General features: G+C 72.8%; 17 protein-coding genes and 1 riboswitch. Of the genes, 10 read left to right on the top strand and 7 right to left on the bottom strand.

The window, feature by feature from the left end:
* Positions 1–20: 20 nt before the first annotated feature.
* The gene (locus ACRWK8_RS21295; protein ID WP_431872426.1) at positions 21–1,439 is read left to right on the top strand and encodes an alanine/glycine:cation symporter family protein; all 1,419 of its coding nucleotides are present in this window, start codon (positions 21–23) and stop codon (positions 1,437–1,439) included.
* 91 nt (positions 1,440–1,530) lie between these two features.
* On the opposite strand, the gene thiD is transcribed toward ACRWK8_RS21295, so the two are convergent.
* From thiD to ACRWK8_RS21310, 3 genes are all read right to left on the bottom strand, one after another.
* Positions 1,531–2,334 carry a bifunctional hydroxymethylpyrimidine kinase/phosphomethylpyrimidine kinase gene (gene thiD, locus ACRWK8_RS21300; RefSeq protein WP_431872428.1) on the bottom strand — a complete coding sequence of 268 codons (804 nt, stop codon included), beginning with the start codon at positions 2,332–2,334 and terminating at the stop codon, positions 1,531–1,533.
* Positions 2,323–2,423, bottom strand: a riboswitch (TPP riboswitch). It overlaps the preceding gene by 12 nt.
* Positions 2,424–2,510: 87 nt before the next feature.
* Entirely contained in the window at positions 2,511–3,437 is a 927-nt protein-coding gene (locus ACRWK8_RS21305; protein WP_431872477.1) for a DUF368 domain-containing protein, read from the bottom strand.
* A gap of 355 nt (positions 3,438–3,792) precedes the next feature.
* Entirely contained in the window at positions 3,793–5,493 is a 1,701-nt protein-coding gene (locus ACRWK8_RS21310; protein ID WP_431872430.1) for an acyl-CoA synthetase, read from the bottom strand.
* 375 nt (positions 5,494–5,868) lie between these two features.
* On the opposite strand from ACRWK8_RS21310, the gene rocD reads away from it, so the two are divergent.
* Complete coding sequence (gene rocD / locus ACRWK8_RS21315; protein ID WP_378737190.1) at positions 5,869–7,143, top strand: ornithine--oxo-acid transaminase; 1,275 nt, start codon at positions 5,869–5,871, stop codon at positions 7,141–7,143.
* A gap of 108 nt (positions 7,144–7,251) precedes the next feature.
* On the opposite strand, the gene ACRWK8_RS21320 is transcribed toward rocD, so the two are convergent.
* On the bottom strand, positions 7,252–8,703 hold the full coding sequence (locus tag ACRWK8_RS21320; protein WP_431872432.1) for an SGNH/GDSL hydrolase family protein: 1,452 nt from the start codon (positions 8,701–8,703) through the stop codon (positions 7,252–7,254).
* Positions 8,704–8,779: 76 nt separating this feature from the next.
* Positions 8,780–10,027 (bottom strand): 8-amino-7-oxononanoate synthase, encoded by a 1,248-nt coding sequence (locus ACRWK8_RS21325; RefSeq protein ID WP_431872434.1) that lies wholly within the window; start codon positions 10,025–10,027, stop codon positions 8,780–8,782.
* Positions 10,028–10,361: 334 nt separating this feature from the next.
* Here ACRWK8_RS21325 and ACRWK8_RS21330 point away from each other — a divergent pair, with 334 nt between their 5' ends.
* The 3 genes from ACRWK8_RS21330 (at position 10,362) to fabI (ending at position 13,477) form a co-directional block, all read left to right on the top strand.
* Entirely contained in the window at positions 10,362–11,831 is a 1,470-nt protein-coding gene (locus ACRWK8_RS21330; RefSeq protein WP_378737184.1) for an adenosylmethionine--8-amino-7-oxononanoate transaminase, read from the top strand.
* Positions 11,828–12,529 carry a dethiobiotin synthase gene (gene bioD / locus ACRWK8_RS21335; protein ID WP_431872436.1) on the top strand — a complete coding sequence of 234 codons (702 nt, stop codon included), beginning with the start codon at positions 11,828–11,830 and terminating at the stop codon, positions 12,527–12,529. The genes ACRWK8_RS21330 and bioD overlap by 4 nt, the downstream gene beginning before the upstream one ends.
* Positions 12,530–12,679: 150 nt before the next feature.
* A complete protein-coding gene (gene fabI / locus ACRWK8_RS21340; RefSeq protein ID WP_378737178.1) occupies positions 12,680–13,477 on the top strand; it encodes an enoyl-ACP reductase FabI in 798 nt (265 codons plus the stop codon).
* A 95-nt stretch (positions 13,478–13,572) separates the two neighbouring features.
* Here the strand turns inward: fabI and ACRWK8_RS21345 are convergent, their stop codons facing one another.
* Positions 13,573–13,962 carry a DUF3291 domain-containing protein gene (locus ACRWK8_RS21345; protein WP_431872438.1) on the bottom strand — a complete coding sequence of 130 codons (390 nt, stop codon included), beginning with the start codon at positions 13,960–13,962 and terminating at the stop codon, positions 13,573–13,575.
* Positions 13,963–14,187: 225 nt separating this feature from the next.
* Here ACRWK8_RS21345 and ACRWK8_RS21350 point away from each other — a divergent pair, with 225 nt between their 5' ends.
* Complete coding sequence (locus ACRWK8_RS21350; RefSeq protein WP_431872440.1) at positions 14,188–15,663, top strand: aminotransferase-like domain-containing protein; 1,476 nt, start codon at positions 14,188–14,190, stop codon at positions 15,661–15,663.
* A gap of 107 nt (positions 15,664–15,770) precedes the next feature.
* Here the strand turns inward: ACRWK8_RS21350 and ACRWK8_RS21355 are convergent, their stop codons facing one another.
* A complete protein-coding gene (locus ACRWK8_RS21355) occupies positions 15,771–16,385 on the bottom strand; it encodes a superoxide dismutase (protein WP_378737172.1) in 615 nt (204 codons plus the stop codon).
* 515 nt (positions 16,386–16,900) lie between these two features.
* On the opposite strand from ACRWK8_RS21355, the gene ACRWK8_RS21360 reads away from it, so the two are divergent.
* The 4 genes from ACRWK8_RS21360 to ACRWK8_RS21375 all read left to right on the top strand — a co-directional run bounded on the left by ACRWK8_RS21360 (position 16,901) and on the right by ACRWK8_RS21375 (position 24,137).
* The gene (locus tag ACRWK8_RS21360) at positions 16,901–18,967 is read left to right on the top strand and encodes an acyltransferase family protein (protein ID WP_431872443.1); all 2,067 of its coding nucleotides are present in this window, start codon (positions 16,901–16,903) and stop codon (positions 18,965–18,967) included.
* 343 nt (positions 18,968–19,310) lie between these two features.
* The gene (locus tag ACRWK8_RS21365) at positions 19,311–20,345 is read left to right on the top strand and encodes a class I SAM-dependent methyltransferase (protein WP_431872445.1); all 1,035 of its coding nucleotides are present in this window, start codon (positions 19,311–19,313) and stop codon (positions 20,343–20,345) included.
* Positions 20,346–20,424: 79 nt separating this feature from the next.
* Positions 20,425–22,461 carry a glycosyltransferase family 2 protein gene (locus ACRWK8_RS21370; RefSeq protein WP_431872447.1) on the top strand — a complete coding sequence of 679 codons (2,037 nt, stop codon included), beginning with the start codon at positions 20,425–20,427 and terminating at the stop codon, positions 22,459–22,461.
* Positions 22,458–24,137 (top strand): glycosyltransferase family 2 protein, encoded by a 1,680-nt coding sequence (locus tag ACRWK8_RS21375; protein WP_431872449.1) that lies wholly within the window; start codon positions 22,458–22,460, stop codon positions 24,135–24,137. The genes ACRWK8_RS21370 and ACRWK8_RS21375 overlap by 4 nt, the downstream gene beginning before the upstream one ends.
* The last annotated feature ends 172 nt before the right edge of the window (positions 24,138–24,309 follow it).

The following is a 24,309-nucleotide window of genomic DNA, read 5'->3' on the forward strand; positions in this document are numbered from 1 at the left end:
CACCGAAAGAGAGGTCCTCCGTGGACCACCTCCTAGAGATGGCCGGCGTCCTGTCGGAGATCATCTGGGGACCGTTCGTCCTCATTCCCCTGCTGTTCCTGACCGGTGTCTACCTCACCGTCCGGCTGCGCCTGATCCAGCTGTTCCGACTGCCGCACGCCCTGTGGCTGGCCTTCGTCCGCCGGAAGGAGGACGAGACGGTCGAGGGCGACATCTCCCACTACCAGGCGTTGAGCACCGCGCTCGCCGCGACGGTCGGCGTCGGCAACATCGCCGGAGCGGCCCTGGCCATCGGGATCGGTGGTCCGGGCGCGCTGTTCTGGATGTGGGTCATGGGCATCTTCGGGATGGCCACCAAGTACAGCGAAGCCCTGATGGGCGTGAAGTACCGCCGCACCGACGCCAAGGGTGAGCAGAGCGGCGGCCCGATGTACTACCTGAAGTACGGGGTCGGCGGGCGCTTCGGGGCCTTCCTCGGCATCTCCTTCGCGGTCTTCGGTGCCATCGCCGCCTTCGGCATCGGCAACGGAACCCAGGCCAACACGGTCGCCCAGCAGATGAACAGCGTCACCGGCGTGGAGACGTGGGTCATCGGGCTGATCCTGATGGTGGGCTCGGGCGCCGTCATCCTCGGCGGTATCAAGAGCATCGGACGCGTCACCTCCGCCCTCGTGCCCGTCATGATCATCGGCTACGTCGGCATCTGCCTCGTGGTCCTGATCGCCAACTGGCAGGCGCTGCTCCCCGCCTTCCAGCTGGTCGTCACCTCGGCGTTCACGGGGACCGCGGCGACCGGCGGATTCGCGGGCGCCGGTGTGCTGCTCGCCATCCAGCTGGGCTTCGCGCGCGGCATCTTCTCCAACGAGTCCGGGCTGGGCACCGGCGGTATCGCGGCCGCTGCGGCCAAGACCACCCAGCCGGTCCGTCAGGCCATGGTCTCCATGACCCAGACCTTCATCGACACCATCATCGTGGTCAGCATGACCTGTCTGGTCATCATCGTGACCGGGGTGTGGCAGGTGGAGGGCGCCGAGGACGGCTCCCTGCTCACCTCGCAGGCCATGACGGAGGGGCTGGGAGCGATCAGCCCCGCGATGGGCTCGGCCGGTGCCGTGATCGTGGCGGTCTCCGTGACGGTGTTCGCCTTCAGCACCCTGCTCGGCTGGTCGTACTACGGTGAGCGTTGCGTGGAGTTCCTGGGCGGCCGCCGCATGGTGCTGCCCTACCGTCTGCTCTTCATCGTGGTCGTCTTCGTGGGCTCGGTCGCCGACCTGGACTCGGTGTGGCTCTTCAGCGACATCGCGAACGGTCTCATGGCGCTGCCCAACCTGGTGGGTCTGATCCTGCTGTCGGGGGTGATCAGCTCGGAGACGCGCAAGTTCTTCGACCACCCGGACTGGCGGAACCCGGACGTGATCATGAAGGACGTCAGCCAGTAGTACACGAGCGGCCGGAGGACCAGTCCCTCGGCCGACGACGAGGGGGGACCGGCCACCGTGGCCGGTCCCCCCTTCGCGTGGTGTCGTCCGTTCACCACCAGGCGTGGAAGTGGTGCACCGGTCCCTGGCCGCCGCCCGCGTGGATCTCGTCGGCGCGGCGCAGGGCCTCGGTGAGGTAGGTCTTGGCGTCGGCCACGGCGGCCACCGTGTCCGGGCGCTGGGGGAGGAGGGCGGCGATCGAGGAGGAGAGCGTGCAGCCCGTGCCGTGGGTGTTGCGGGTGCCCACCCGCCCGGCACGGAACTCGACCGGCTCCGAGACACCGTCGACCAGCAGGTCGACGCTCTCCTCACCGGGCAGGTGCCCGCCCTTGAGCAGGACGCGACGCGGACCGAGTTCGAGGAGGCGTTCGGCCTGTCCCCGCATCTCCTTGAGGCTGGTCGCCTCGGTCTCGCCGAGCAGGTCGGCGGCCTCGGGGAGGTTGGGGGTGAGCAGGTCGGCGCGCGGCAGCAGGACGGTGCGCAGGGCCTCGATCGCGGACCGCTCCAGGAGGCGGTCACCGCTCTTGGCCACCATCACCGGGTCCACGACCACGTTCGGCAGCGCGTAGCGGTCCACAGCGGCCGCGACCGCCTCGGTGACCTCCGACGTGGACAGCATCCCCACCTTGACCGCGTGCACGGTCGCGTCGGTGAACAGGGTGTCCATCTGATCGGTGACGAAGGACGCGGGGACACCGTGCACCCCGGTGACCCCGCGTGTGGACTGGGCGGTCAACGCCGTCACCACGGTCATTCCGAAGACCCCGTGGGCGGAGAACGACTTCAGGTCGGCCTGGACGCCAGCGCCCCCGCTGGGGTCGCTTCCGGCGATGGACACGACGTTGTACGCGCTCATTGGCGTTCCTTCGCTAGTACGAACTAGGGCAGGTTCGACGGGTGTGCTCTCAGCCGGGAGGACTCTCTCCGGCACCCCGCGCCGCCGGGGCCTCGCGGCCCCGGCATCTGTGTTGGTCTGTGGTGGTTCCGACTGTAGTGGACGGTCCGCCGGGGCGGACCGCCCCCTCCGCGCGGTCAGACGGTGACGTTGTGGCGGGTTTCCACCTGCTCCTGCTGGGCGTGCTTGCGCCGCTCCCAGACGATCATGCCGACGACCACCACGAAGCCGCCGACCGCGAAGGCGAGCGTGACGGGGACGTCGGTCATCGGCAGCAGGTCGCGGTTCTCGTCCTGCCACGGCCACAGGGCGCGCAGCGAACCGGCCATCAGCCCGGTGAGCACCACGAGGGTGATGTGGTGGTGGTTCTCCAGCAGGAACTGGAGCACCTTCACGAACAGGGCCAGACCGGTGATCATGCCCAGGACGAAGACGGTGATGTAGGGCAGGTCCGCCGCGCGCAGGGCCGCCATGGTCGGCTCGTACAGGCCGAGGGTCAGCAGGATGAAGGAGCCCGACAGGCCCGGCAGCACCAGGGCGCAGATGGCGACGGCGGCCGCGAGGAAGACCACCACGGGGTGGGTGGGCAGGTTGGCGCCGGGCAGGCCGGTGAGCGTGAACGCGAGCGCGGCGAAGACCAGGGCCACCGCGTAGTGCCAGGCCTTCCACTTCTTGCCCGCACCGGTGTAGGGGATCCAGAGGCAGGCCAGGACCAGGCCGAAGAACAGCGCGTACGCGTACTGCGCGTAGACCTCCACCAGCGGGGCGAGGAAGACGGCGGCCAGGATGAGCGCGACGGCCATGCCGATGAGGGCGGGGACGAGCACCGACCAGTCCACCTGGCGGAACTGCTCCTGGGCGCGCTCCTTGCCGCGGCCCCGGGGCACGTCCGTGACGTAGCGCTTGATGCCGCTGACCACGTGGCCCGCGCCACCGATCAGCTTGTCGTAGAGGCCGACCATCAGTGCGACCGTGCCGCCGCTGATGCCGGGCAGTGCCTCGGAGGTGCCGACGGCCCCGCCGCGCACCGCGTTGAAGATGTAGGAGCCTACTGACTTGGCCATGTTGTCGGGCGCTGGCCCGGGAGGTTCCCGGGAGAGGGCGCCGTCCTCCGTCCTGATGGGGTCGCCGGTCCCGTGCGAACGGTCGACCGGCGGGTCAAAGGGGTGCTGTACCACGCGGGTCATGGAGGCGACCTCCACCGGTTCGATGCTCCGGCCCGCGCGGGATGTGTGCCGCCCGGGCCGTGCGAGGGGGAGGAGAGCCGTCAGGCCCCGGGCCGGGCAGTGCTGATTCTAGCGGCGCCGGACGGGGTGAAGGCGTCTGATCGCCCGGAGAATCCGGGTTTTGGTCAGGTATCAGTCCGCGAGGTCCTTGGTCCGAAAACGGATCGTGACGACGACGGCGTGGAACCCGGTCTCAGATCCGGCGCGAACCGGACAGTGGCGAGGTGGGAACGGCGGGCGCGTCCGGGTCCTCCCCGGCCACCGAGGCGGCCCACCGGTAGTCCTGCTTGCCCACCGCCGTACGCCGCACCCGGTCCACGAAGTGCACCGTCCGAGGCACCTTGAACCCGGCCAGGCGCACCCGGCAGTGCGCCCGCAGCGCGCCCTCGTCCCGAGCCGAACCGGAGGCCAGCGACACCAGGGCCGTCACCTTCTGGCCCAGCCTCTCGTCCGGGGAGGGCACCACGATCACGTCCTCCACCGAGGGGTGCGCCTTGAGCACGGCCTCCACCTCCTCGGGGTAGACCTTCTCCCCGGCGGTGTTGATCACCACGCTGCCCCGGCCCAGCAGCACGATCGAACCGTCACCGGCCCTCGTGCCGTAGTCGCCCGACAGCGCCCAGCGCCGCCCGTCACCGTCCGTGGGGAACGTGCGCGCGGTGGCGATCGGATCGTTGTAGTAGCCCAGCGGGATCCGGCCGGTCCGGGCGATCCGGCCGACCTCGACCGACCCCGGCGGGAGCGGCCGCAGGGAGTCGTCCAGCACGGAGATGCTGCCGCCCATCGTGAAGCTGCGCCGGTCGGCGGAGTCCGCGACACTCGTGTGCTCGTCGGGCGCGGTGGCCGACCCGCACACGCCCGTCTCCGAACCGCCGTAGGCGTCGGCCAGGGCCACGTCCTCGCGCCAGGCCCGCCACAGCCCGCGTACCGAGGGGGTGAGCGGGGTGCCGCCGGAACGCACCGAGGTGAGCTCCGGGCACAGGTCGGGTTCGGTCAACAGGTGCCTGGCCAGCGGACGCGCCATCGCGTCGCCCACCAGCTGCACCGCGTGCACACCCTCGCGGTGCGCCAGCTCCAGCACCCGGTCCGCGCGGAAGCTGCGGTCCGTGGACAGCACCACGCGTTTGCCGCACAGCAGCATGCTCAGCGCGTTCCACTGCCCGGCGGCGTGCATGAGCGGCCCCAGCACCAGCATGCGCAGCGGGAAGCAGCGCGCGGCGCGTTCGGCCACGTCCCGTGTGGACCCGGCGCGCGGGGCGCCCGGGTCGCGTCGCTCCACGGCCGCGCGGAACACGTCGGCCTGGCGCCACAGCACCCCCTTGGGATAGCCGGTGGTGCCGCCGGTGTACAGCAGGTAGTGGTCGTCGCCACTGGTCACGGGCAGTTCGACCGCACCGTCTCCGGAGTCCGGTCCGTGCGCCGCGAGCGCCTCCTCGTAGTCGACGCCGTGCAGCGAGGCGTCGCGCTCGGAGCCGTCCTCCAGCAGGAGCACGTGCCGCAGGCGCGGCAGGTCGGAGCGGACCGCCGCCACCGTCGTGGCCAGGGAGTCCTCCGCGATCAGGGCCACCGCGTGCGCGTCCGAGAGCACGTGTCGGAGCTCGCCCGCCACGTACCGGTAGTTGACGTTGACCGGCACGGCGCCCGCGCGCAGCACGCCCAGGAACGACTCCACCCACTCGGCGCGGTTGAAGGACAGGATCGCGACGTTCTCCCCGGGGCGCACACCGGCCGTGGCCAGGTGCCGGGCCAGCCGGGTGGACCGGTCGTCCAGGGCGCGGTAGGTGAGGCGGCGCGGACCGGCGACCAGCGCGATCCGGTCCGGGACGGCGTCGGCCACCGCCGTCATGAGGTTGGCGAGGGAGAAGGGGGTGTCCGGGGACGCGTGTTGGGGCACGTCGATGACCTCCCTGACGGTCGTGGGCGCCGTCCTCGGCGCGGGGCGCTCGCGGCGGCTGTGGCTGGTTAGAGCGAACGTACCCGTCGGGGCGGCGGCCGATCGCTGTGGGCGCTGTGTACCGCGTCACCTGCGTAACCGTCCCCCGTCACCCTCGTCGGAGGCCCCGCCGGGGGCGTTCAAGCTCAGCGGGGGTGCCGGGGCCGGAGGTGTCGGGGTTTCGGGCCCGGGGGCCGGGCCGGTGATCTTCACCACCCCTTGTGGGCTCACCGGATCATCTGCTCAACTCTTGGAGATCCCGCCGCCGGGCTCTACAGGGCCCCACGGTGGGTATCTACTGTCTGACCATCGGTCAAAGGTGATCGGAGCGGCTAGATGACCACCCAGAATCTGGGACAGCAGGACTCCGTCGGAAACCCCGGCGGACAGGGACTCTCCAGCGCGGACCACATCGAACTCGCACAGTCGAGGTCCGCACACAACTACTCACCCCTGCCCGTCGTGATCGCCGAAGGCCGTGGTGCCTGGGTGACCGACGTGGAGGGCAAGCGCTACCTCGACTGTCTGGCCGGGTACTCGGCCATGAACTTCGGCCACCACAACCCCGACCTCCTGGCCGCCGCGCACGCCCAGATCGACCGGGTGACGCTGACCAGCCGGGCCTTCTACAACGACCAGTTCGGCCCGTGGGTGAGCTCCCTCGCGGACATGGTCGGCAAGGAGAAGGTCCTGCCGATGAACACCGGTGCCGAGGCGGTGGAGACCGGCATCAAGGTGGCCCGCAAGTGGGGCTACGAGGTCAAGGGCGTCCCGGAGAACCAGGCGACCATCGTCGTCGCCGGGGCCAACTTCCACGGCCGGACCACCACGATCATCTCCTTCTCCTCCGACCCCGAGGCGAAGACGGGTTTCGGCCCCTACACGCCCGGCTTCCGCTCGGTGGCCTACGGAGACGCGCGGGCCATCGAGGAGGCCATCGACGACACCACCGTGGCGGTCCTCATCGAGCCGGTGCAGGGCGAGGCCGGCGTGATCGTGCCGTCCGCGGACTACCTGCCCCGCGTCCGGGAGATCTGCGACGCCAACCGGGTGCTGTTCATCGCGGACGAGGTGCAGTCGGGTCTGGGCCGCACGGGCACGATCCGGGCCTGTGAGCACACCGGCGTCGTCCCCGACGCCTACCTGTTCGGCAAGGCGCTGGGCGGCGGAATCCTGCCGGTGTCCGCGATGGTGGCCGACGAGGACGTCCTCGGCGTCATCCAGCCCGGACAGCACGGGAGCACCTTCGGCGGGAACCCGCTCGCCGGGGCGGTGGGCCAGACGGTCGTCCGGATGCTGACCGAGGGGCCCTACCTGGAGAACGCCCGGAAACTGGGCGAGGTGCTCCGGCGCAGGTTGGACGCGTTCGTCGGTGACGGGGTGGTGTCGGCGCGCAGCATCGGCCTGTGGGCGGGCGTGGACGTCGACCCCGCGCTGGCCTCGGGCAAGGAGCTGTGCAAGCGGCTCGCGGAGCACGGTGTCCTGGTCAAGGACACCCACGGTTCGACCGTGCGGATGTCGCCGCCGCTGGTGATCAGTGAGGACGACCTCAACTGGGGCCTGGACCGGTTCGCCGAGGTCATCGCGGAGCTCAGGGCGGAGCGCGGGTAGACGCGACGCCCGTCTCCCGCCCCGGGTGAGGGCGGACCGACGGTGCCCCGTCCCGGACTCCTCCGGGCCGGGGCACCGTGGCCTTCGGCCGCGCGGCCGGGGGAGGGGTCAGGAACCGGCACCGGCCTCGGTGGCGCCGTTCCCCTCCTCGTCCGCTTCCTCCTCGTCGGTGTCGTCGGAGCCGGGAACGGCGTTGACCGGGTCCAGCGGGCCGCCGAGTTCGGTGTGGAGCACCTCGGCGTCGACCTTGTCCAGGGTCTCCCGGGACGTGAACAGCACCCGCTCGGGGCCCTCCTCGATCTGGAGGCGTACGCGCTCGGCGATGGAGCGCTGCCCCTCGGCCGTGGGGTGGAAGCTGGCCCGGTCCACGCGCAGGCCCTCACCCAGCTGCCCGAGGACGATCCCGTTGAGCCAGGCGTCGTCCTCGCTGACCTCGTGGCCCTTCAACGCGGTGAAGACGTTGACGAACTCCACGCTTCCCACCTGGCGGGCTCCGTACACGTCGCCGTCCACCTGGTACGCCGTGTCCCGGATTCGGTCGTTGAACCGCTGGGCCACCGTGTTCAGCCACAGCTGGTCGCTCTGGGAGAGCGTGTAGTACATGCCGGGCGGCTGCTCGGGGAACAGCCGGGGGTAGCCCAGGACCAGCACGCGGGCGTCCGGGGCGCGGTCGCGGATCTCGGTGAGCACCTCGGTGAGGGTGTCCTCGAACGCGTCCATCCGCTCGGTGACCTCCTCCTCCTGGTCCGTGCAGGCGGTCCGCTCCAGCAGCGGCATCCGCATGATGCAGGTGCGCAGGACGGGGATGAAACCGAGGTCGTTGCCGCCGATCCCGACCGTGACCAGCGAGGTGTGCTCGGTGACGCGCTCGATCTGCGACTCGGGGGTGCCGACCTGGCTGAGCATGTCGGAGCCCTTGTGGCTGCTGCACGCGTAGAAGCCCAGCGCGCCGTCGAAGGAGAACTCCTCCTCGATGACCCTGGGGTAGGCGTGCTCGGAGCGCCAGCACTCACCGGGCTCGGCGGTGCCCTCCTCGTACTCGCCCGCGCCGTCTCCGGAGGAGTAGGAGTCGCCCAGGGACACGTAGTTGCCCCACAGCGCGGCGTCCTTCGGGTCCATCCGGACCCGCCAGTCCTCCTCCTCGTCCTCGGTGATGGGAGGCAGTGGTTCGCCGGGGCACACGCCGCCGGTGGCGTCGCACCACAGCCGCAGGAGGGCGTCGCGGCTGGTGGGCACGGCCAGGACCGCCACCAGGGCCAGGACGAGGACGGACACGGTGACGAGGCTGACGCGGCGGCGACGGACCCGACGGGCGCGGACCCCCGCGTCGCCGTCGTCGGGGGCGGTGGACCCGGACGCGTCCGGGTCGGAGGCCTCGGAGGTCTCGGGGGACTCGGCGGTCCCGGAGACCTCGGTCCGGTCCTGTCCGGAGGCCTCGGACGTCTCGGTCCGGTCCTGCTCGGGGCCGCTCACGGGCTCGCCGGAGGCGGAGGTCGCGGCGGGGTCCTCCGGGCCCTCCGGTTCCCGGGGCTCCCGGGGGTCACCATCACGCGCTGACACGATCTCCTACCGCCTCCCAGTTCCGCGGGGCGTGCGGGGTGCGTTCGGAAGGCGCACCCCTGATCCAGTGGCCAGACTACCCGGGGCGGTTTGTCGCGATGACGTCGAGAACACGGCGGATATCGGCGTTGTCCAAGGTGGCGCGGGCGGTCAGCCGGAGCCGGGAGCGGCCGTCCGGCACCGAGGGCGGTCGGAAACAGCCCACCCGGACCCCCGCCTCGTGACAGGCGGCCCGCCAGGCCAGCGCCTCCTCGGGAGAACGGGCCACCACCGACACTACGGCCGCGTCCGGTTCGCTCACCTCCAAGCCGCGTTGGCGGAGCCCCTCGGCCAGCTCCCGGGCGCGGGCCCGGACGGCCTCGGCGCGCTCGGGCTCGGCACGGAGCACGCGCAGGGCCGCCAGGGCCGCTCCCACCGAGGCGGGGGCCAGCCCGGTGTCGAACACGAACGTGCGCGCCGTCTCCACCAGGTGGCGGATCACCCGGCGTGACCCCAGGACGGCGCCGCCCTGGGCTCCGAGCGACTTGGACAGGGTCACCGACACCACCACGTCGTCGGCGGCGGCCAGTTCCGTGCCGCCCACGGCGCCGCGTCCGCCCCGGCCGAGCACCCCGAGCCCGTGGGCGTCGTCCAACAGCAGCGCCGCCCGGTGGTCGCGTGCCGTCCGGGCGAGGGAGGGGAGGTCGGTGAGGTCGCCGTCCACGGAGAACACGGTGTCGCTGAGCAGCAGGCGTCGCCCCGGTGCCTCGGAGAGGAGCGCGTCGGCGTGCCCGGTGTCGCGGTGGCGGAAGACCGCGACGCGGGCGCCGGCGGCACGCGCCAGCCGGGTCGCGTCGATGAGGGAGGCGTGGTTGTACTGGTCGCACACCACCAGTGGCGGTTCGACGTCGTCGGCGGCCGGGGCGACCAGCGACGCCACCATCGCGAGGTTGGCCGCGTACCCGGAGGAGAACACCAGGGCGGCCTCGGCGCCGTGGAAGTCGGCCAGCTCGCGTTCCAGTTCGGCGTGGAGTTCGGTGTCCCCGGTGACCAGCCGCGAACCCCCGGCGCCCGCGCCCCAGGTGTGGACGGCGTCGGCGGCGGCCGCCAGTACGGCGGGGTGCCGCATGAGCCCGAGGTAGTCGTTGCCCGCCAGGTCCAGCAGTCCGTCCGAGGGGGAGCGGGGCACCGTCCGGCGGCTGAGTCCGGCCCGGGCGCGGCGCTCGGCGGCCCGGTCCAGCCAGGCGAGGGGATGGCCCGAGGGCAGCGGGGCGGGCCCCGGACGGGTCGCGCGCAGGGTCCAGGGACGGCGTGTGCGGCGGACGGCGGTGTCGAGGCGTTCCATGCGGAGGGCTCCTCGGGGATCGGTGGTGGGTGCGGTCGCTGGTGCGGCTCCGTGCGTGAGGGGGCGGGGAGGGGCCACGTGTGCGGGTAAAAGCCTTGTGCACGAGGTAATTGCCCGGACCGTGGGGCCGGTGAGAGAGGGCCCTGGGCGGGTCGACCCAGCGGCGGCCAAGCCCGCTGGGGCGACCCGTCCCTCGCGGTGCCAGGGAGGCGTGTACGACTCTGCCGGTTTCCGGCTCCCCGGTCACCGGTGAAAGCCCACAAAGAATCGGTGGGGATTCCTGGCTCACTCGTACGGGGCACCAGTCGCCCCGTGGGCGGAACAATGGGTCACCATGTCGCGAACCAGCACCGAGACGGCCCACCCCGCCCGGGTCCGAGCCGCCGACAGCGCACACCTGTGGCACCCCTACACGACCGTGCCCGCGGCCGAGACGCCCTACGTGGTGACCGGCGCCGAGGGCGCCCACCTGGACCTGTGGGCGGACGGCCGCCACCACCGCGTCGTCGACGGGATGGCGTCCTGGTGGTCGTCCATCCACGGCTACCGCCACCCGCGACTGGACGCGGCGGTGCACGCCCAGGTGGACCGGTTCAGCCACGTGATGTTCGGCGGGCTCACCCACGCGCCCGCCGCCGAGCTGGCCGAGGCACTGGTCCGGATCACCCCCGAGGGCCTCGACCACGTCTTCCTCGCGGACTCCGGGTCGGTGTCGGTGGAGGTCGCGATGAAGATGTGCCTCCAGTACCACCGTTCCACCGGTTCCCCCGCACGCCGCCGGTTCCTCACCTGGCGGGGCGGCTACCACGGCGACACCTTCCACGCCATGAGCGTGTGCGACCCCGACGGCGGGATGCACGCGCTGTGGGGGGACGTCCTGCCCGGTCAGGTGCACGCGCCCGAGCCGCCCGCCGGGTTCGACACCCCGCCCGACCCCGACTACCTCGCGCGGTTCGAGGGGCTGGCCCGCGAGCACGCCGGGGAACTGGCCGCGATCATCGTCGAACCCGTCGTCCAGGGCGCGGGCGGGATGCGCTTCCACCACCCCGACCACCTGCGTGAACTGCGACGGATCGCGGACGCGTACGGGCTGCTGCTGGTCTTCGACGAGATCGCCACCGGGTTCGGGCGCACCGGGGAGATGTTCGCCGCTGACCACGCGGGGGTGGTTCCCGACATCATGTGCCTGGGCAAGGCGCTGACCGGCGGTTACATGACCCTGGCCGCCACCCTGTGCACCGGGAGGGTGGCGCGGGGGATCGCCGGGGGCGAGGTGCCCGTGCTCGCGCACGGCCCCACGTTCATGGGCAACCCGCTGGCCTGCGCCACCGCCCTGGCCTCGGTGGAACTGCTCACCGAGGGCGACTGGCGGGGCGACGTGGCGCGGGTCGGGGCCGGACTCCGCGAGGGACTGGCTCCGGCCGAGGGCCTGCCGGGCGTGCGGGAGGTGCGGGTGCTCGGCGCGATCGGCGTGATCGAACTGGACCGCCCGGTGCGCGTGCGAGAGGCCACCCGCGCGGCGGTCGCGGCCGGTGCGTGGCTGCGGCCCTTCCGACACCACGTGTACGCGATGCCGCCCTACGTCTGCACCGAGGAGGAGGTCGCCACGATCGCCGCCGCGATGGTCGCGGCGGCCGAGGCCTCACTGGAGGGCGGGACGGCCCCGCCCGAGCTTGGGGAGGCGCGGACCCCGTCCGGGCGCGAGGAGGCGCGGACTTCGTTCGGGCCCGGGGAGGCGCGGACCCCGACCGAGCCCGGGGAGACGCGGACCCCGTCCGGGCGCGACGAGGAGGGGAACCTGTGACCGTGCTCGTGGTGACCGGCACCGGAACCGAGGTGGGCAAGACCGTGGCCACGGCGGCGGTCGCCGCCCTCGCGGCGGCCCGGGGGCGCCGCGTGGCCGTGCTCAAGGCCGCCCAGACCGGAGTGGGCCCCGACGAGGAGGGCGACGCCCGCACCGTCGCCCGGCTGGTCCCCGGGGTGACCACCGCCGAGACGGCCCGCTTCCCCGAACCGCTCGCCCCCGCCACGGCCGCCGCGCGTAGCGGTCGGGACGGACCGGCCGCCTGGGAGGTGGCCGACCGCGCGCTCGACCTCGCGCGCGGCCACGACCTCGTGCTGGTGGAGGGCGCCGGGGGGCTCCTGGTCCGGTTGAACAAGGACCGGGAGACCCTGGCCGACGTGGCCGAACTCCTGACCGCCCCGGTGCTCCTGGTGGCCGACCCCCGGTTGGGTACTCTCAACGCGACCGCGCTGACCGCTGAGGCCCTGCGCTCGCGCGGTCTCGTCCCCGCCGGGGTCGTGGTGGGTTCCTGGCCCCGCCAGCCCGACCTGGCCATGCGCTGCAACCTCGTCGACCTGCCCGAGATGGGGGCCGGACCGCTCTCCGGGGTCCTGCCCTCGGGGATGGGAGCCCTGGCCCCGGACGCGTTCACCACGGTGGCGCGGCGGTCCCTGGGCGCGGGACTCGGCGGCACCTGGTCGCCCCCGGAGCCGGGCTGAGGGCCCCGGCGCGCCCCTGGCCGCGCCGCCCCACTGGCGGACCCCTTCAAGGCCGGGGCCGATTCTTTGTGCCGTTCCACGGCAGACGCACCCCACCGCGCGCCGATACGTTGCCACTGCCAGCCCGAACACCGCCTTCCAGGGGACCCCTTGAACCTGCTCATCACCGGCATCACCACGCAGTCCTCCATCGCCTACGCGATCGCGGAGGAGGCCATGAACCAGGGCCACGAGGTGATCCTGACCAACCCGCCCGGCCGCGCCTTCTCCATCTGCGAGCGCATCGCCAAGCGGCTGCCCAAGGAGCCGGTCGCCGTCCTGCCCATGGACGTCACCGACCCCGCGCAGATCGCCACCACGGCCAAGGCGATCGGTGAGCACTGGGACCACGTGGACGGCCTGCTCCACGCCATCGCCTTCGCGCCCGAGAGCGCCCTGGGCGGCAACTTCCTCAACACCGAGTGGGAGGACGTCTCCAAGGCGATCCACATCTCCGGCTACTCGCTCGCCGCGCTCACCGTGGGCATGCGTGACCTCCTCGCCAACGCGCCCGAGGGCGCCGGTGTGGTCTCGCTGACCTTCGACGCCAGCGTCGCCTGGCCGGTCTACGACTGGATGGGGTCGGCCAAGGCCGTCCTGGAGAACTCCGCCCGCTACCTCGCCCGTGACCTGGGCCCGGACGGTATCCGCGTGAACACCATCTCCGCCGGCCCGATCAAGTCCCTCGCGGGAGGTTCGATCCCGGGCTTCGCGCAGATCGCGGACTCCTGGTCGGGTCACGCCCCGCTGGGCTGGGACACCAAGGACACCACCGTGGTGGCCGGACCGGCACTGTTCCTGATGTCGCCCGCCGCGCGCGCCGTCACCGGCACGGTCATGCACGTGGACGGCGGCTACCACGCCATGGGCGCCCCGCTCGCCCCCACCCCCGGTCCCGTCTCCGCCTGATCCCGCACCACGAGGGGCGTGCGGGAGGGGTCGGCGGGCTCGGTCGTCATGGACGGCCGAGCCCGTTCGCGTGCGGGGAGTCCCGCCGGGGGTCCTCAGGCACCACCGGCGCGGGCGGGCGCGGGGACCGGGGAGCCCAGGGTGAAGGCCCCCGGGCCGGGCCCGTGGGCCTTCAGGCGCACCGCTCGCGCCTCCGCCTGCTCCGGGGTGACCGCCGTCGCGGAGCGGGACCACCACAGGGTGCGCTCCACCTCGGGGAAGCGGCCCGCCTCCGCGCGGTAGGCGAGCAGGTCGCCGTGGGCCCGCTCCACGAACGACCGCAGGTCGACGGAGGAGCGCCAGCGGCTCACCGTGCGGACGGAGGCCCCGTCGTCGGAGAAGTGGACCTCACCGAGGTGGCCCGGGTGGACCTCGGCCCGGGCGCGGAACGCGGCGACCAGGGCAGGCAGGTGGCGGGGGTCGCCGGTGACCGTGCGGGACTCCACCAGAATCGTCCCCCGCCCCTGCGGGGCCGGTTCCCCGTGGCCGCGACGCGGCCTCCCTGACACGGCGGAGTGGCGGACGGTGCGAGTGGGAAGGAGGGAGCGCATGCGAACTCCTGTCTCAAGTGGACCCCGATGCAGGGTCCACTCTGGCTCTGGTGCGTCCGGTTGGACTGATGCGAGTATCGGAGTCCGACGCGGACACGAGGAGAGCCAATGGAGCCGAAAATGGACCCTGTTCGACGCACCGACGACCTGGTGGACTCCCTCGGCGCCTGGTCCACCGGGAACGGGGCCCTGCACCGGCGGTTGTCCCACTCCCTGCGTGAACTGGTCGACCAGGGAACCCTCGTCCCCGGCGAGCGCCTGCCCTCCGAACGCGGCCTCGCCGCAGCGCTGCGCGTCAGCCGCACCACCGTGGTCTCCGCCTACGACCACCTGCGTGTGGAGGGAGTCCTGGAGAGCCGTCAGGGCAGCGGTACCCGGGTGTGCGGGTCCCGCGCCCCGGTCCGCTCGGACGGGTGGAGCGCCAACGGCACCGGCGACCCCATCTACCGCAACCTCCTCCAGACCGACGAGAACCTCATCTCCGCCTCGTGCCTGCGCACCCCCGGCCTGGCCGGGGTGGAACAGGCCATCCGCGAGGTCACCGCCGAGGACCTGCCCGCCCTCATGGCCGAGGGCAACTACCACCCGCGCGGGCTCCCCGCCCTGCGCGAGGCGATCGCACGGCACTACGAACACCAGGGCCTGCCCACCCACCCCGACCAGATCGTGGTCACCACCGGTGCCCACCAGGCGGTCGCCCTGGTCGCCCAGCTCTACCTGCGTCAGGGCTCCCTGGTGGTGGCCGAGGACCCGAGCTTCGCGGGCTGCCTCGACCTCTTCCGCGACCGGGGCGCCGGGATCCGTCCCGTCCCCCTGGACGACCAGGGAATCGACCCCAACGGCGTGCGCCGCGCCCTCAGCGAGACCTCGCCGCACCTGCTCTACGTGATGCCCTCGTACCACAACCCCACCGGCACGATGATGTCCTCGGCTCGCCGCCGTGAGCTGGGAGAACTGTCGGCGCGCCACGGGGTGCCGATCCTGGAGGACAGCGCGTACACGGGCCTGCGGGCGCCCGACGAACCCCCGCCCCTGGCGGCCCACGCCCCGCGCGGCGCGGAGGTCGTGACCGTCGACTCCCTCTCCAAGGTGGGGTGGGCGGGCCTGCGCCTGGGCTGGCTGCGGGCGCCCGCCGAGATGGCGCTCCGCCTCAGCCGCCGCAAGGTCCTGGCCGACCTCGCCGGCCCCCTGCTCGACCAGGCGATCGGCGTGCGGCTGCTGGACCGCTACGCCCAGCTCGCGCGGGAGCGCTCCGAGGGGCTCCGCGTGGCGCTCGACCACATGGAGGGCCTGCTCCGCCGGGACCTGCCCGAGTGGCGGTGGCGGACCCCCGAGGGCGGCGCGGCGCTGTGGGTCCAGCTGCCCGGGACCAGCGCCCGCGCCTTCGCCCAGGTCGCGCTCGCCCACGACGTCGAGCTGGTCCCCGGGCCCGTCATGTCGGCGGCGGGCGACGACCGCCACGACGCGTACTTCCGGCTGCCGTTCGCCTACGACAGGGCGACCCGGGAGGAACTGGTGTGGCGCCTGGCCCGCTCCTGGCGTGAGCTGGATCGGCACGGCCCCGTGCAGGACCACCCGGACGCCCTCGTGGTCTGAACCGGAGCTCCGGGGGCCCGGGCAACAGCGAGGGCGGCACCGTGCGGTGCCGCCCTCCGCCGTTCCCGCCGCCCGACCGGTCGTGACCGGTGGGGCGGGGAGTGGAACTAGCCGAGCTGGACCTTGCGGGCCTCGGCGAAGCGCTCCTGGACGTCGGCCCAGTTGACCACGTTCCAGAACGCCTTGACGTACTCGCCCTTGACGTTCTTGTACTGGAGGTAGAAGGCGTGCTCCCACATGTCCAGCATGAGCAGCGGCTGGGTGCCGATGGCGATGTTGGCCTGCTGGTCGAACAGCTGCTCGATGATCAGGCGCTGACCCAGGGCGTCCCACGCCAGGATCGCCCAGCCCGAACCCTGGATCGAGGTGGCCGCGGCGTTGAAGTGCGCGCGGAAGGCGTCGAAGGAACCGAACTGGTCGTCGATGGCGGCGCCGAGCTCACCCTCGGGCTTGTCGCCACCCTCCGGGGAGAGGTTCTTCCAGAAGACGGAGTGGTTGACGTGGCCACCCAGGTGGAACGCGAGGTTCTTCTGGAGCTGGTTCACGGTGCCGAAGTCGTCGGACTCGCGGGCCGCGGCCAGCTGCTCCAAGGCGCTGTTGGCGCCAGCGACGTAGGTGGCGTGGTGCTTGTCGTGGTGCAGCTCCATGATCTGACCGGAGATCCACGGCTCCAGGGCCGCGTAGTCGTAGGGCAGTTCGGGAAGCGAGTATGGCGCAGACATCTCTGACGCACCTTTCCAAATGACGCGATTCTTCGGGCTTACAGCGATGGGATCGCTCTAGTCAGCAAGCTATCAGCCGGGCGGCCGGACACCCGATGTCAGGCTCTTGACACCCGGCTCCGGGAATAAACGGCCACCGGGGCGTCCACGCGACCGGGCCCGTCCTCGTCCTCCGGACACCACCGGTACGACGTCCACGGGGCCCGTGCGCCCTGACCCGCTCCGACCTTCCCCCACCCTTCCCGGGCGCCTGTCACACAAACCATCACCCTTGTTCCCGAACCTCCCGAATAACCTCGGAGCCCGGGTGCGGGCGTTCGTTCGGCCTACCCTGGCCGGGCTGTCCGAGATCCGCCTGCCGGGGTTCCGGAGAACGTTGTTCGGGCGTTGGCCCGCCATTCACCGGGTGGGCATCGGGAACGGCGATGATGCAGCGCCGAATTCGAGAGACGCCACCCGTTCAGACGCCTCGTTCGGCGCACAGTCTCCCTAGCACTTCGAGGCCACCGCCGCTCATGCACTCCTCCACTCCGAAGGCTCCCTTCACGAGGACCACCTCCGTTCCGTCCGTTCCCGACGGCGTGCGCGCCAGGGGCGGTGTCGGGGGTTTCCGCCCCGAGATCGAGGGGCTGCGCGCCGTCGCCGTGCTCCTGGTGGCCGTCTACCACATCTGGCTGGGCCGGGTCTCCGGCGGTGTCGACGTCTTCCTGATGCTCACCGGGTTCCTGATCACCGGGTCCCTGGTCCGGAGCGTCGAGCGCGAGGGGCGCGTCCGATTCGTCGCCTTCTGGACCCGGCTGGTCCGGCGGCTCGTCCCCGCTGTGGCCGTGGTCCTGACGGCGACCATGGCCGCCGTGTACCTGCTGCTGCCCCGCTCACGCTGGGGCGACATCCTGGAGGAGGTCCGCGCGGCCGCGCTCTACCACGAGAACTGGGCCCTGGCCCACGCGGCGGTGGACTACCTGGCCAGGGAGGCCGCGCCCAGCCCGGTCCAGCACTTTTGGTCGCTGTCCATCCAGGGGCAGTTCTACCTGCTGTGGCCGCTGCTGGTCGCCCTCGCCGCGCTGGTGGCCACACGGGCGAGGCTGCCGTTCCGCGCCACGGTCCTGGTCCTGGTCACGGCGGTGTTCGCGCTGTCCCTGAGCTACTCGGTGTCCATCACCGCCCGGGACCAGGCCTGGGCCTACTTCGACACCGGAGCCCGGCTCTGGGAGCTGGCCCTGGGGGCGCTCCTGGCCCTGGTCGTCCACCGCGTGCACCTGCCCGTGCGGCTGCGCGTGTTCCTGGGCTGGTTCGGCCTGGCCGCCCTGGTCTCCTGCGGGGCGCTCCTCTCCGTCTCCACGCTCTTCCCCGGCTACGTGGCCCTGTGGCCGACCACGGCCGCGGTCCTGGTGGTCCTCGCCGGGACCACGGGCAGTCCGCACGGCGCGGACCGCCTGCTCACCTGGAAGCCCCTCACCGAGCTCGGCCGGCTCTCCTACCCCCTCTACCTGTGGCACTGGCCGGTCCTGGTCTGCTATCTGGAGGTCACCGGCCGGTCCCTGGCCACACCGTTGGGCGGACTGGGGATCCTCGGCGCGTCCTTGGTCCTGGCCTGGCTCACGCACCGGTTCGTGGAGGGCGGCCTGGACCGCTTCACCCGGCCCCCCGTCCGCCGTACGCCCGCCTGGTCGCTGGGGATCGCCGCCGCGCTGATCGTCCCGGTCCTGGCCGCCTCGCTGCTCTGGACGGACCGCATCGACCGCGACCGCGCCGAACGCGCCCTGGAACTGGCCGCCCCCGAGAGCTACCCGGGGGCCGGGGTGGTCGCGGACCCAACCACGGTCCTGGCCGACGTCCCGGTCCGGCCGGACCCGGCCGACGCCAGACAGGACCTGTCCTGGCACCACGAGGAGGGCTGCCACGTCACTCTCACCTCCTCCGAACTGGTGGTCTGCGACACCGGGCCCGCCGACGCCGAGCGCACGCTCGCCCTGGTCGGCGCCTCGCGCGTCGCCCACTGGTACCCGGCCGTGCGGGCGGCGGCCGACGCCCGGGGGTGGCGCCTGGTCTCGTTCAGCAAGAGCGGCTGCCAGTTCAGCACCGACACCTCCCACCGGGACGGCGTGGTCTTCGACGAGTGCGAGGTGTGGAAGGCCAGGGCGATGGCCGAACTGGAGGAGCTGCGACCGGACGCCGTGCTGACCTCCTCCACCCGCGCCACGCTCGACGGCGAGCGGGTCCACGACGGCTACCTGGGAATGTGGGAGTGGCTGGACGGGCTGGGCGTCGAGGTGATCGGACTGCGTGACCTGCCCCGGCTGACCTACCAGGGCGCCGAGTGCGTGGAGTCGGGGCCGGTCGACCAGTGCGTGTCGCCGGTCTCGGCCAGCCAGGAGGAGGTGGACCCGGCCACCCTGGTCACGCTGCCGCCCAACGTCACCCTGATGGACCTCACTGACCAGGTGTGCCCCGACGGCTACTGCGAAGCGGTGGTCGGCAACATCCTGGTGTTCTGGGACCACTCACACATCACCGCGACCTACGCGGGCACCCTCGCTCCCGCGATGGAGAAGGCCCTGGTCGAGGCCACCGGCTGGTGAGTCCGGACCGGACGCCACGGGGATCCGGGTCCGCGCCGGGGCGAGCACACCCGCGACGAGGCCCTGGAACGGGCCCGTGCCGGACCTCGCACCTGCCCGCGACACCCGACGGAATGGATTCTTCCACGCGGACGGAGCGGACGGAGAAGTGTCCGGACGTGAAACCACGGTGATGCGCGGGTGAACGCCGGGGGAATTGATTCCTGTTCGGGTTTCGATTTCCCCGGTGAACAACTCGGCGGGCACTTTGAGGAGTTAGTGTCGAAAGTGTCCGGGACTTTCTCGTCAATACCCGGAAATCCCCCCGCATCCCGCTGCCACGCGACCCCCGTGGAGGTCCCCCTTGCGCACGCTCCGCCGTCGAGCCACACCCCTTCTGGTGATCGGTGCCGTCCTCGGCCTGATGGTGCTCACCCTCCCGACGGTTCTGGGGGTTCTGTCCGTGCTGAGCTGGGCGGAGGTCGTCATCGCCACCGCCGTGCTCCTGCTCGGCGGGCTCGTGTGCGTCCTCGGCGCCGGTCTGTGGACACTCCGGCGCTCCCTGCGGGCCCTGGCCACCTCCGTCGACGGGCACACCCAGCGGGTCACCGAGGTGCTCGGCCGGGACCGCCTGGAGATCACCCGTTCCCTGGACGGGGTGGGCGAGCGCCTGTCCCGGCTCCAGGACCACGCCCTGCCCCGGGCCAGCCGGGAGATCCAGCGGGCCGTCACCGTGCAGGGCCGCCACGACTACGAACAGCAGGTCGCCTGGGCCGAACTGCGCGCGTACCTGGACGTCGCCCCCTTCATGCCGCCGCTGCGCGGCTGGGCCGCCTCGCCGGACGTCCTGCGCCTGCTCGTGCGGTTGATCGACCGCCACCGCCCCGAACTCGTCGTGGAGTGCGGCAGCGGCGCCTCCAGCGTGTGGATCGGCTACGCGCTGCGCCGTGCGGGGACCGGCCGCCTGGTCGCGATCGAGCACGAGGAGCGCTACGCGGAGCTCAGCCGCGACCTCGTCGCCGCGCACGGCCTCGACGACGTCGTCGAGGTCCGGCACGCCCCCCTCGCCGAGGTCAAGCCCGAGCTGGCCGGGGCCGCGCCCGACGGCCCGGTCACCTCCCAGCCGCTCTGGTACGACCTCTCCCGCCTGACCGACCTCGACCGCGTCGGCCTGCTGTTCGTGGACGGGCCGCCCCAGGCCACCGGCGTCCAGGCCCGGTACCCGGCGGTCCCGGCACTGCTGCCGCGCTGCACCGACGACGCCGTGGTCGTCCTGGACGACGCCGACCGGCCGGACGAGCGGGCCCTGGGGGACCGCTGGGTCTCCGAGTACCGCCTGCACCGCACCGTGGAACCGTCGGAGAAGGGCGCCCACGTGTTCACCCGCCGGGCCCCCTGAGCCGCACCGGCACTCCGCCCGTCCCCGACACCGCCCGGCAGCCAGCCCCCGGCTGCCGCCCGACCTCGAAGGCCACCCGATGATCACCACCGTCCTTCGGAACGCCCTGCGCGCTCGCGGCAGGGAACCGGCCGTGCTCTGCCACACCGGCGCCGACACCCGGGCCGAGGTGGCCGGACTGCCCACCGTCCCGGGCGACGTGCTCCTGGACCTGGACGCCCGCCCCCACGGCGAGCCCGTCCTCGGAGACGACCGCGTGGCCGGGCTGGTCGCGGTGGTCGCGGCCAGCACCACCGACCTCCACCGGGTGCTCACCGCCGCCGTCCACCTGCCCCGGGCCGTGCACCTGGTGGTGGCGCTGGTCGCCACCCCCGGCCACCAGGAGCCCCCGGTCCCGACCGGCCCCGGCATGGGGCAGTGGCGCGACCTCCAGGAACTCCGGGTCCGCCGGGTGGGCGGCCGGGGCTGGGTGTGCGAGCTGTTCTTCCCCAACGCCATCGAGACCGCCCCAGTCCTGGACGCGGTCCTGCACGGCACCCGGGGCCGCCGTCGGGGACCGGCCGTCACACCCCTGGCCGCCCTGAACGGTGCCGAAGCCGCCCTCTGGCGGCCCGGTGACACGGGCGCCCACGGCGTCGCCCAGGAGGGCCCGGTCCCGCTGCGCCGGGTCACCCCGGTGGGCGACCTCGTCCTGCGCGTCCACGACGCCACGGCCCCGCCCGCCTGGACCGACGACACCGTGCCCCTCCTGGACCGGACCACCACCGGCACCGAGTCCTGGGAGACGCTCACCGGGCCGGACGGCTACGAGCGGGCCCGCTCCGCGCTCCTGGCCACCGACCGGCCCGGCGGAGACCCCGTCCAGCGGATCGCCCCCGTCGACGAGACCACCGTCAACCCCACCGGCTTCACCAAGGCCGAGAAGGGGCCGCTGGCCGACCTCACCCTGCGCGGCGACCGCGCCGTCATCGCGGACGGTCGGAAGGACCTGGTCACGGTCGCCCCCGACGGAACGGTCACGGACGTGGACCTGTCCCGCCTGCGCCACCTGCGCGGCGTGCGGGTGGACTGGTCCGGGCACCGCGGACCGCACGCCGCCGTGCGCGCCGTCGCCTCCCTCGCCGCCGGTGGCGTCCCGCTGGTCAGCGGCCCCGTCCCCACCTGGGCCGCCGGACTCGGTACCCCGCTCACTGCGCTGCTCGACACCGCGACCGAGGCCGACCTGTCCGACCGGCTGGCCCGTGAGGAGCACAGCGTCCGCCTGCGCCGCGCCGCCCTGCGCACGCACGGCGTGCGCTCCCGCTGGCGCGCGTTGGCGGCCGAGGCCGGAGTGCCCGTGCTCCCGCAGCCCCGGGTCTCCGTCATCCTGTGCACCCGCCGCCCCGACATGGTGGGGTTCGCGCTCGCCCAGATCGCCCGCCAACGAGGGGTGGAGACGGAGACCGTCCTCACCCTGCACGGCTTCCCCGCGTCGCTGCCCGAGGTGCGTTCCGCGATCGACGAGTACCGGTCCACCGGCCTTCCCCTGGTCGTCCACGAGGCACCCGCCGACCGGATCTTCGGCGCCGTGCTCAACGACTCCGTCGCCCTGGCCTCCGGCGACCTCATCGCCAAGTGGGACGACGACGACTGGTACGGCCCCGAGCACCTGGCCGACCTGGTCCTGGCCCGCACCTACTCCGGGGCCGAACTGGTCGGCACCGGACAGGACTTCGTCTATCTCCAGGAGATCGACCTCATGGTCTGGCGCAGCCGGGAGTCGGAGACCGCCACCCGCTTCATCGCCGGGGGCACCCTCCTCACCGACCGCGTGGTGCTGGAGGAGACCGGCGGGTTCCGCCCGCTGCCCCGCGCCATCGACACGCAGCTGCTCGTCGCCGTCACCCGGGGCGGCGGTCGCGTCCACCGCACCCACGGGCTGGGCTACGTGCTGCGCCGCACCGGCGGCGGACACACCTGGTCCGAGGACATGGCCTACTTCCTGCACAACTACGCCCGACAGTGGTCCGGCTGGCGGCCCAGCTCCCTCCTGGAGGGTGAGCCCGCTCCGCTGGGGAGCGGCGCCGATGACGGACGGCCGGTCGGGACCACACAGCACACGGGGGGACACCCTTGACCAGTACCGAAGAGCACACCGCCCCGGCCGTGGACCCGGTCCCCGTCACGGGCCCGGCGATCGTGCCCGGAGAGCCGCTGCCGCGAGGCGCGGTGGACTTCGGCGGCCAGCCCCTGCTGCGCCGCAACGACTACGCCCCGCTGGCCCCGCCGCCGGTGGGGGAGTGGACACCGACGCTGTCGGTGAGCGTGGTGATCCCGGCGCACGGTCAGCCCGCGAAACTCGCGCTGGTGCTCGCTTCGCTGGCGGGCCAGAGCTACCCCGCCCACCTCATGGAGGTGGTCGTGGTGGACGACGGCACGCCCGAGCCCCTCACCCTGCCCGAGGTGCGTCCGGAGAACACCCGGCTGATCACCTCCGCTCCGGGCGGCTGGGGTTCGGCGCACGCGGTCAACACGGGAGTCGCGGCCTCCTCGGGCCAGGTGATCCTGCGTCTGGACGCCGACATGCTGGTCTACCGCGAGCACGTGGAGTCCCAGATGCGCTGGCACCACCGGATCGACTACGGGGTCGCCCTCGGCCACAAGATGTTCGTGGACTTCGACCCGGACGCCATGACCCCCGAGCACGTCCGGGACGAGGTGGCCGCCGGACGCGCCGGGGAGCTCTTCGACCGGGAGAGCGCCGACCCGCACTGGGTCGAGCGGCTCATCAACAAGAACGACCGCCTGCGGACCGCCGGGCGCCTGTCCTACAAGGTGTTCGTCGGCGCCACCGGATCGCTGCACCGGAGCCTGTTCGACGCGGCGGGCGGGCTGGACGCGGAGCTCGTCCTCGGCGGCGACACCGAGTTCGCCTACCGGGTGGCCCAGCGCGGCGCGGTGTTCGTCCCGGACCTGGACACCAGCAGCTGGCACCTGGGCCGCTCGCAGATGCAGACCCGGCGCGACGCGGGCACCCGCTACCGGATGCCCTACGTGGCCAACCGGGTCCCCGACTTCCACCTGCGCCGCAAGCAGCCCGAGCGCCAGTGGGAGGTCCCGCTGGTCGACGTCGTGCTCGACGCCGGGGGCCACACCCTGGAGGAGGTCGACGCCACCGTCTCCGCGCTGCTGTCCGGAACCACCCCGGACCTGCGCCTGTGGCTGGTCGGGGCCTGGGAGTCGCTGGACGGGGGCCGCCGCTCGCCCCTCGACGAGGACGCCCTGGACCTGCGCCTGGTCCGGGAGACCTTCCGGGGCGACCCGCGCGTGCGGTTGGTCGAGAGCGTCCCCGACCGCGATCCGCGCGTTCCCTTCCGCCTCACCGTGGGAGCCGGAGCCGTCCCGGCCGCCGACGCCCTGCGCGAACTGGTCAGGGAGATCGACCGGGAGGGTGCCGGACTGCTCTGCGCGCCCCTGCCCGGCGCCACGCGGGGCGACGGCGTCCTCCGGCTCGAACGGACCTCCGCCTACGCCCGCGCCCTGCACCTGGAGCCCCGGGCGACCGGCACGGACCTGGACCGGGTGGTGGAGCGCACCCACGGGACGCACTGGATCCCGGCGGAGGGGTTCGTGGTCGACGCCGAGTCGGCCGGGGCCGAGCCCACGGACAGCCCCGAGGTGATCCAGAAGCGGCTGGACCGCGCCCTGGCCGAGGCCGACCGCCTCCGTGCCCGGGCCGAGCGCGCCGAACGCAAGCTGCGCTGGTTCACCCCCGGGCTGACCAGGAGGGTGCTGCGCAAGCTGGCCCGCTAGGGAGTGGCGCGTGGACGCCTTCGCCGGTGTCGGCGGAGGAGTCCACGGATCGAGTGGCCGTCACCCCGCCGCGTGCCGCCTCGTCGGCTCCGTGGCGCCGCGCGGTGGTCCCGGACCTCGCTCGCGGGCGTGGGTTGGGGGACGCCCCCGGGGTGGTTCTGTCCAGGTGAGG

This window comes from Nocardiopsis eucommiae, assembly GCF_965344335.1.
In the GTDB taxonomy this organism is placed as follows: domain Bacteria; phylum Actinomycetota; class Actinomycetes; order Streptosporangiales; family Streptosporangiaceae; genus Nocardiopsis; species Nocardiopsis eucommiae.

What these genes read in the sequence shown, in the direction of transcription:
- ACRWK8_RS21325 (WP_431872434.1), bottom strand. Translation starts at nt 10,027, where the DNA reads ATGGAACGCCTCGACACCGCCGTCCGCCGCACACGCCGTCCCTGGACC.
- ACRWK8_RS21330 (WP_378737184.1), top strand. Translation starts at nt 10,362, where the DNA reads ATGTCGCGAACCAGCACCGAGACGGCCCACCCCGCCCGGGTCCGAGCC.
- ACRWK8_RS21355 (WP_378737172.1), bottom strand. Translation starts at nt 16,385, where the DNA reads ATGTCTGCGCCATACTCGCTTCCCGAACTGCCCTACGACTACGCGGCC.
- thiD (WP_431872428.1), bottom strand. Translation starts at nt 2,334, where the DNA reads ATGAGCGCGTACAACGTCGTGTCCATCGCCGGAAGCGACCCCAGCGGG.
- ACRWK8_RS21305 (WP_431872477.1), bottom strand. Translation starts at nt 3,437, where the DNA reads ATGGCCAAGTCAGTAGGCTCCTACATCTTCAACGCGGTGCGCGGCGGG.
- rocD (WP_378737190.1), top strand. Translation starts at nt 5,869, where the DNA reads ATGACCACCCAGAATCTGGGACAGCAGGACTCCGTCGGAAACCCCGGC.
- ACRWK8_RS21370 (WP_431872447.1), top strand. Translation starts at nt 20,425, where the DNA reads ATGATCACCACCGTCCTTCGGAACGCCCTGCGCGCTCGCGGCAGGGAA.
- ACRWK8_RS21360 (WP_431872443.1), top strand. Translation starts at nt 16,901, where the DNA reads ATGCACTCCTCCACTCCGAAGGCTCCCTTCACGAGGACCACCTCCGTT.
- ACRWK8_RS21350 (WP_431872440.1), top strand. Translation starts at nt 14,188, where the DNA reads ATGGACCCTGTTCGACGCACCGACGACCTGGTGGACTCCCTCGGCGCC.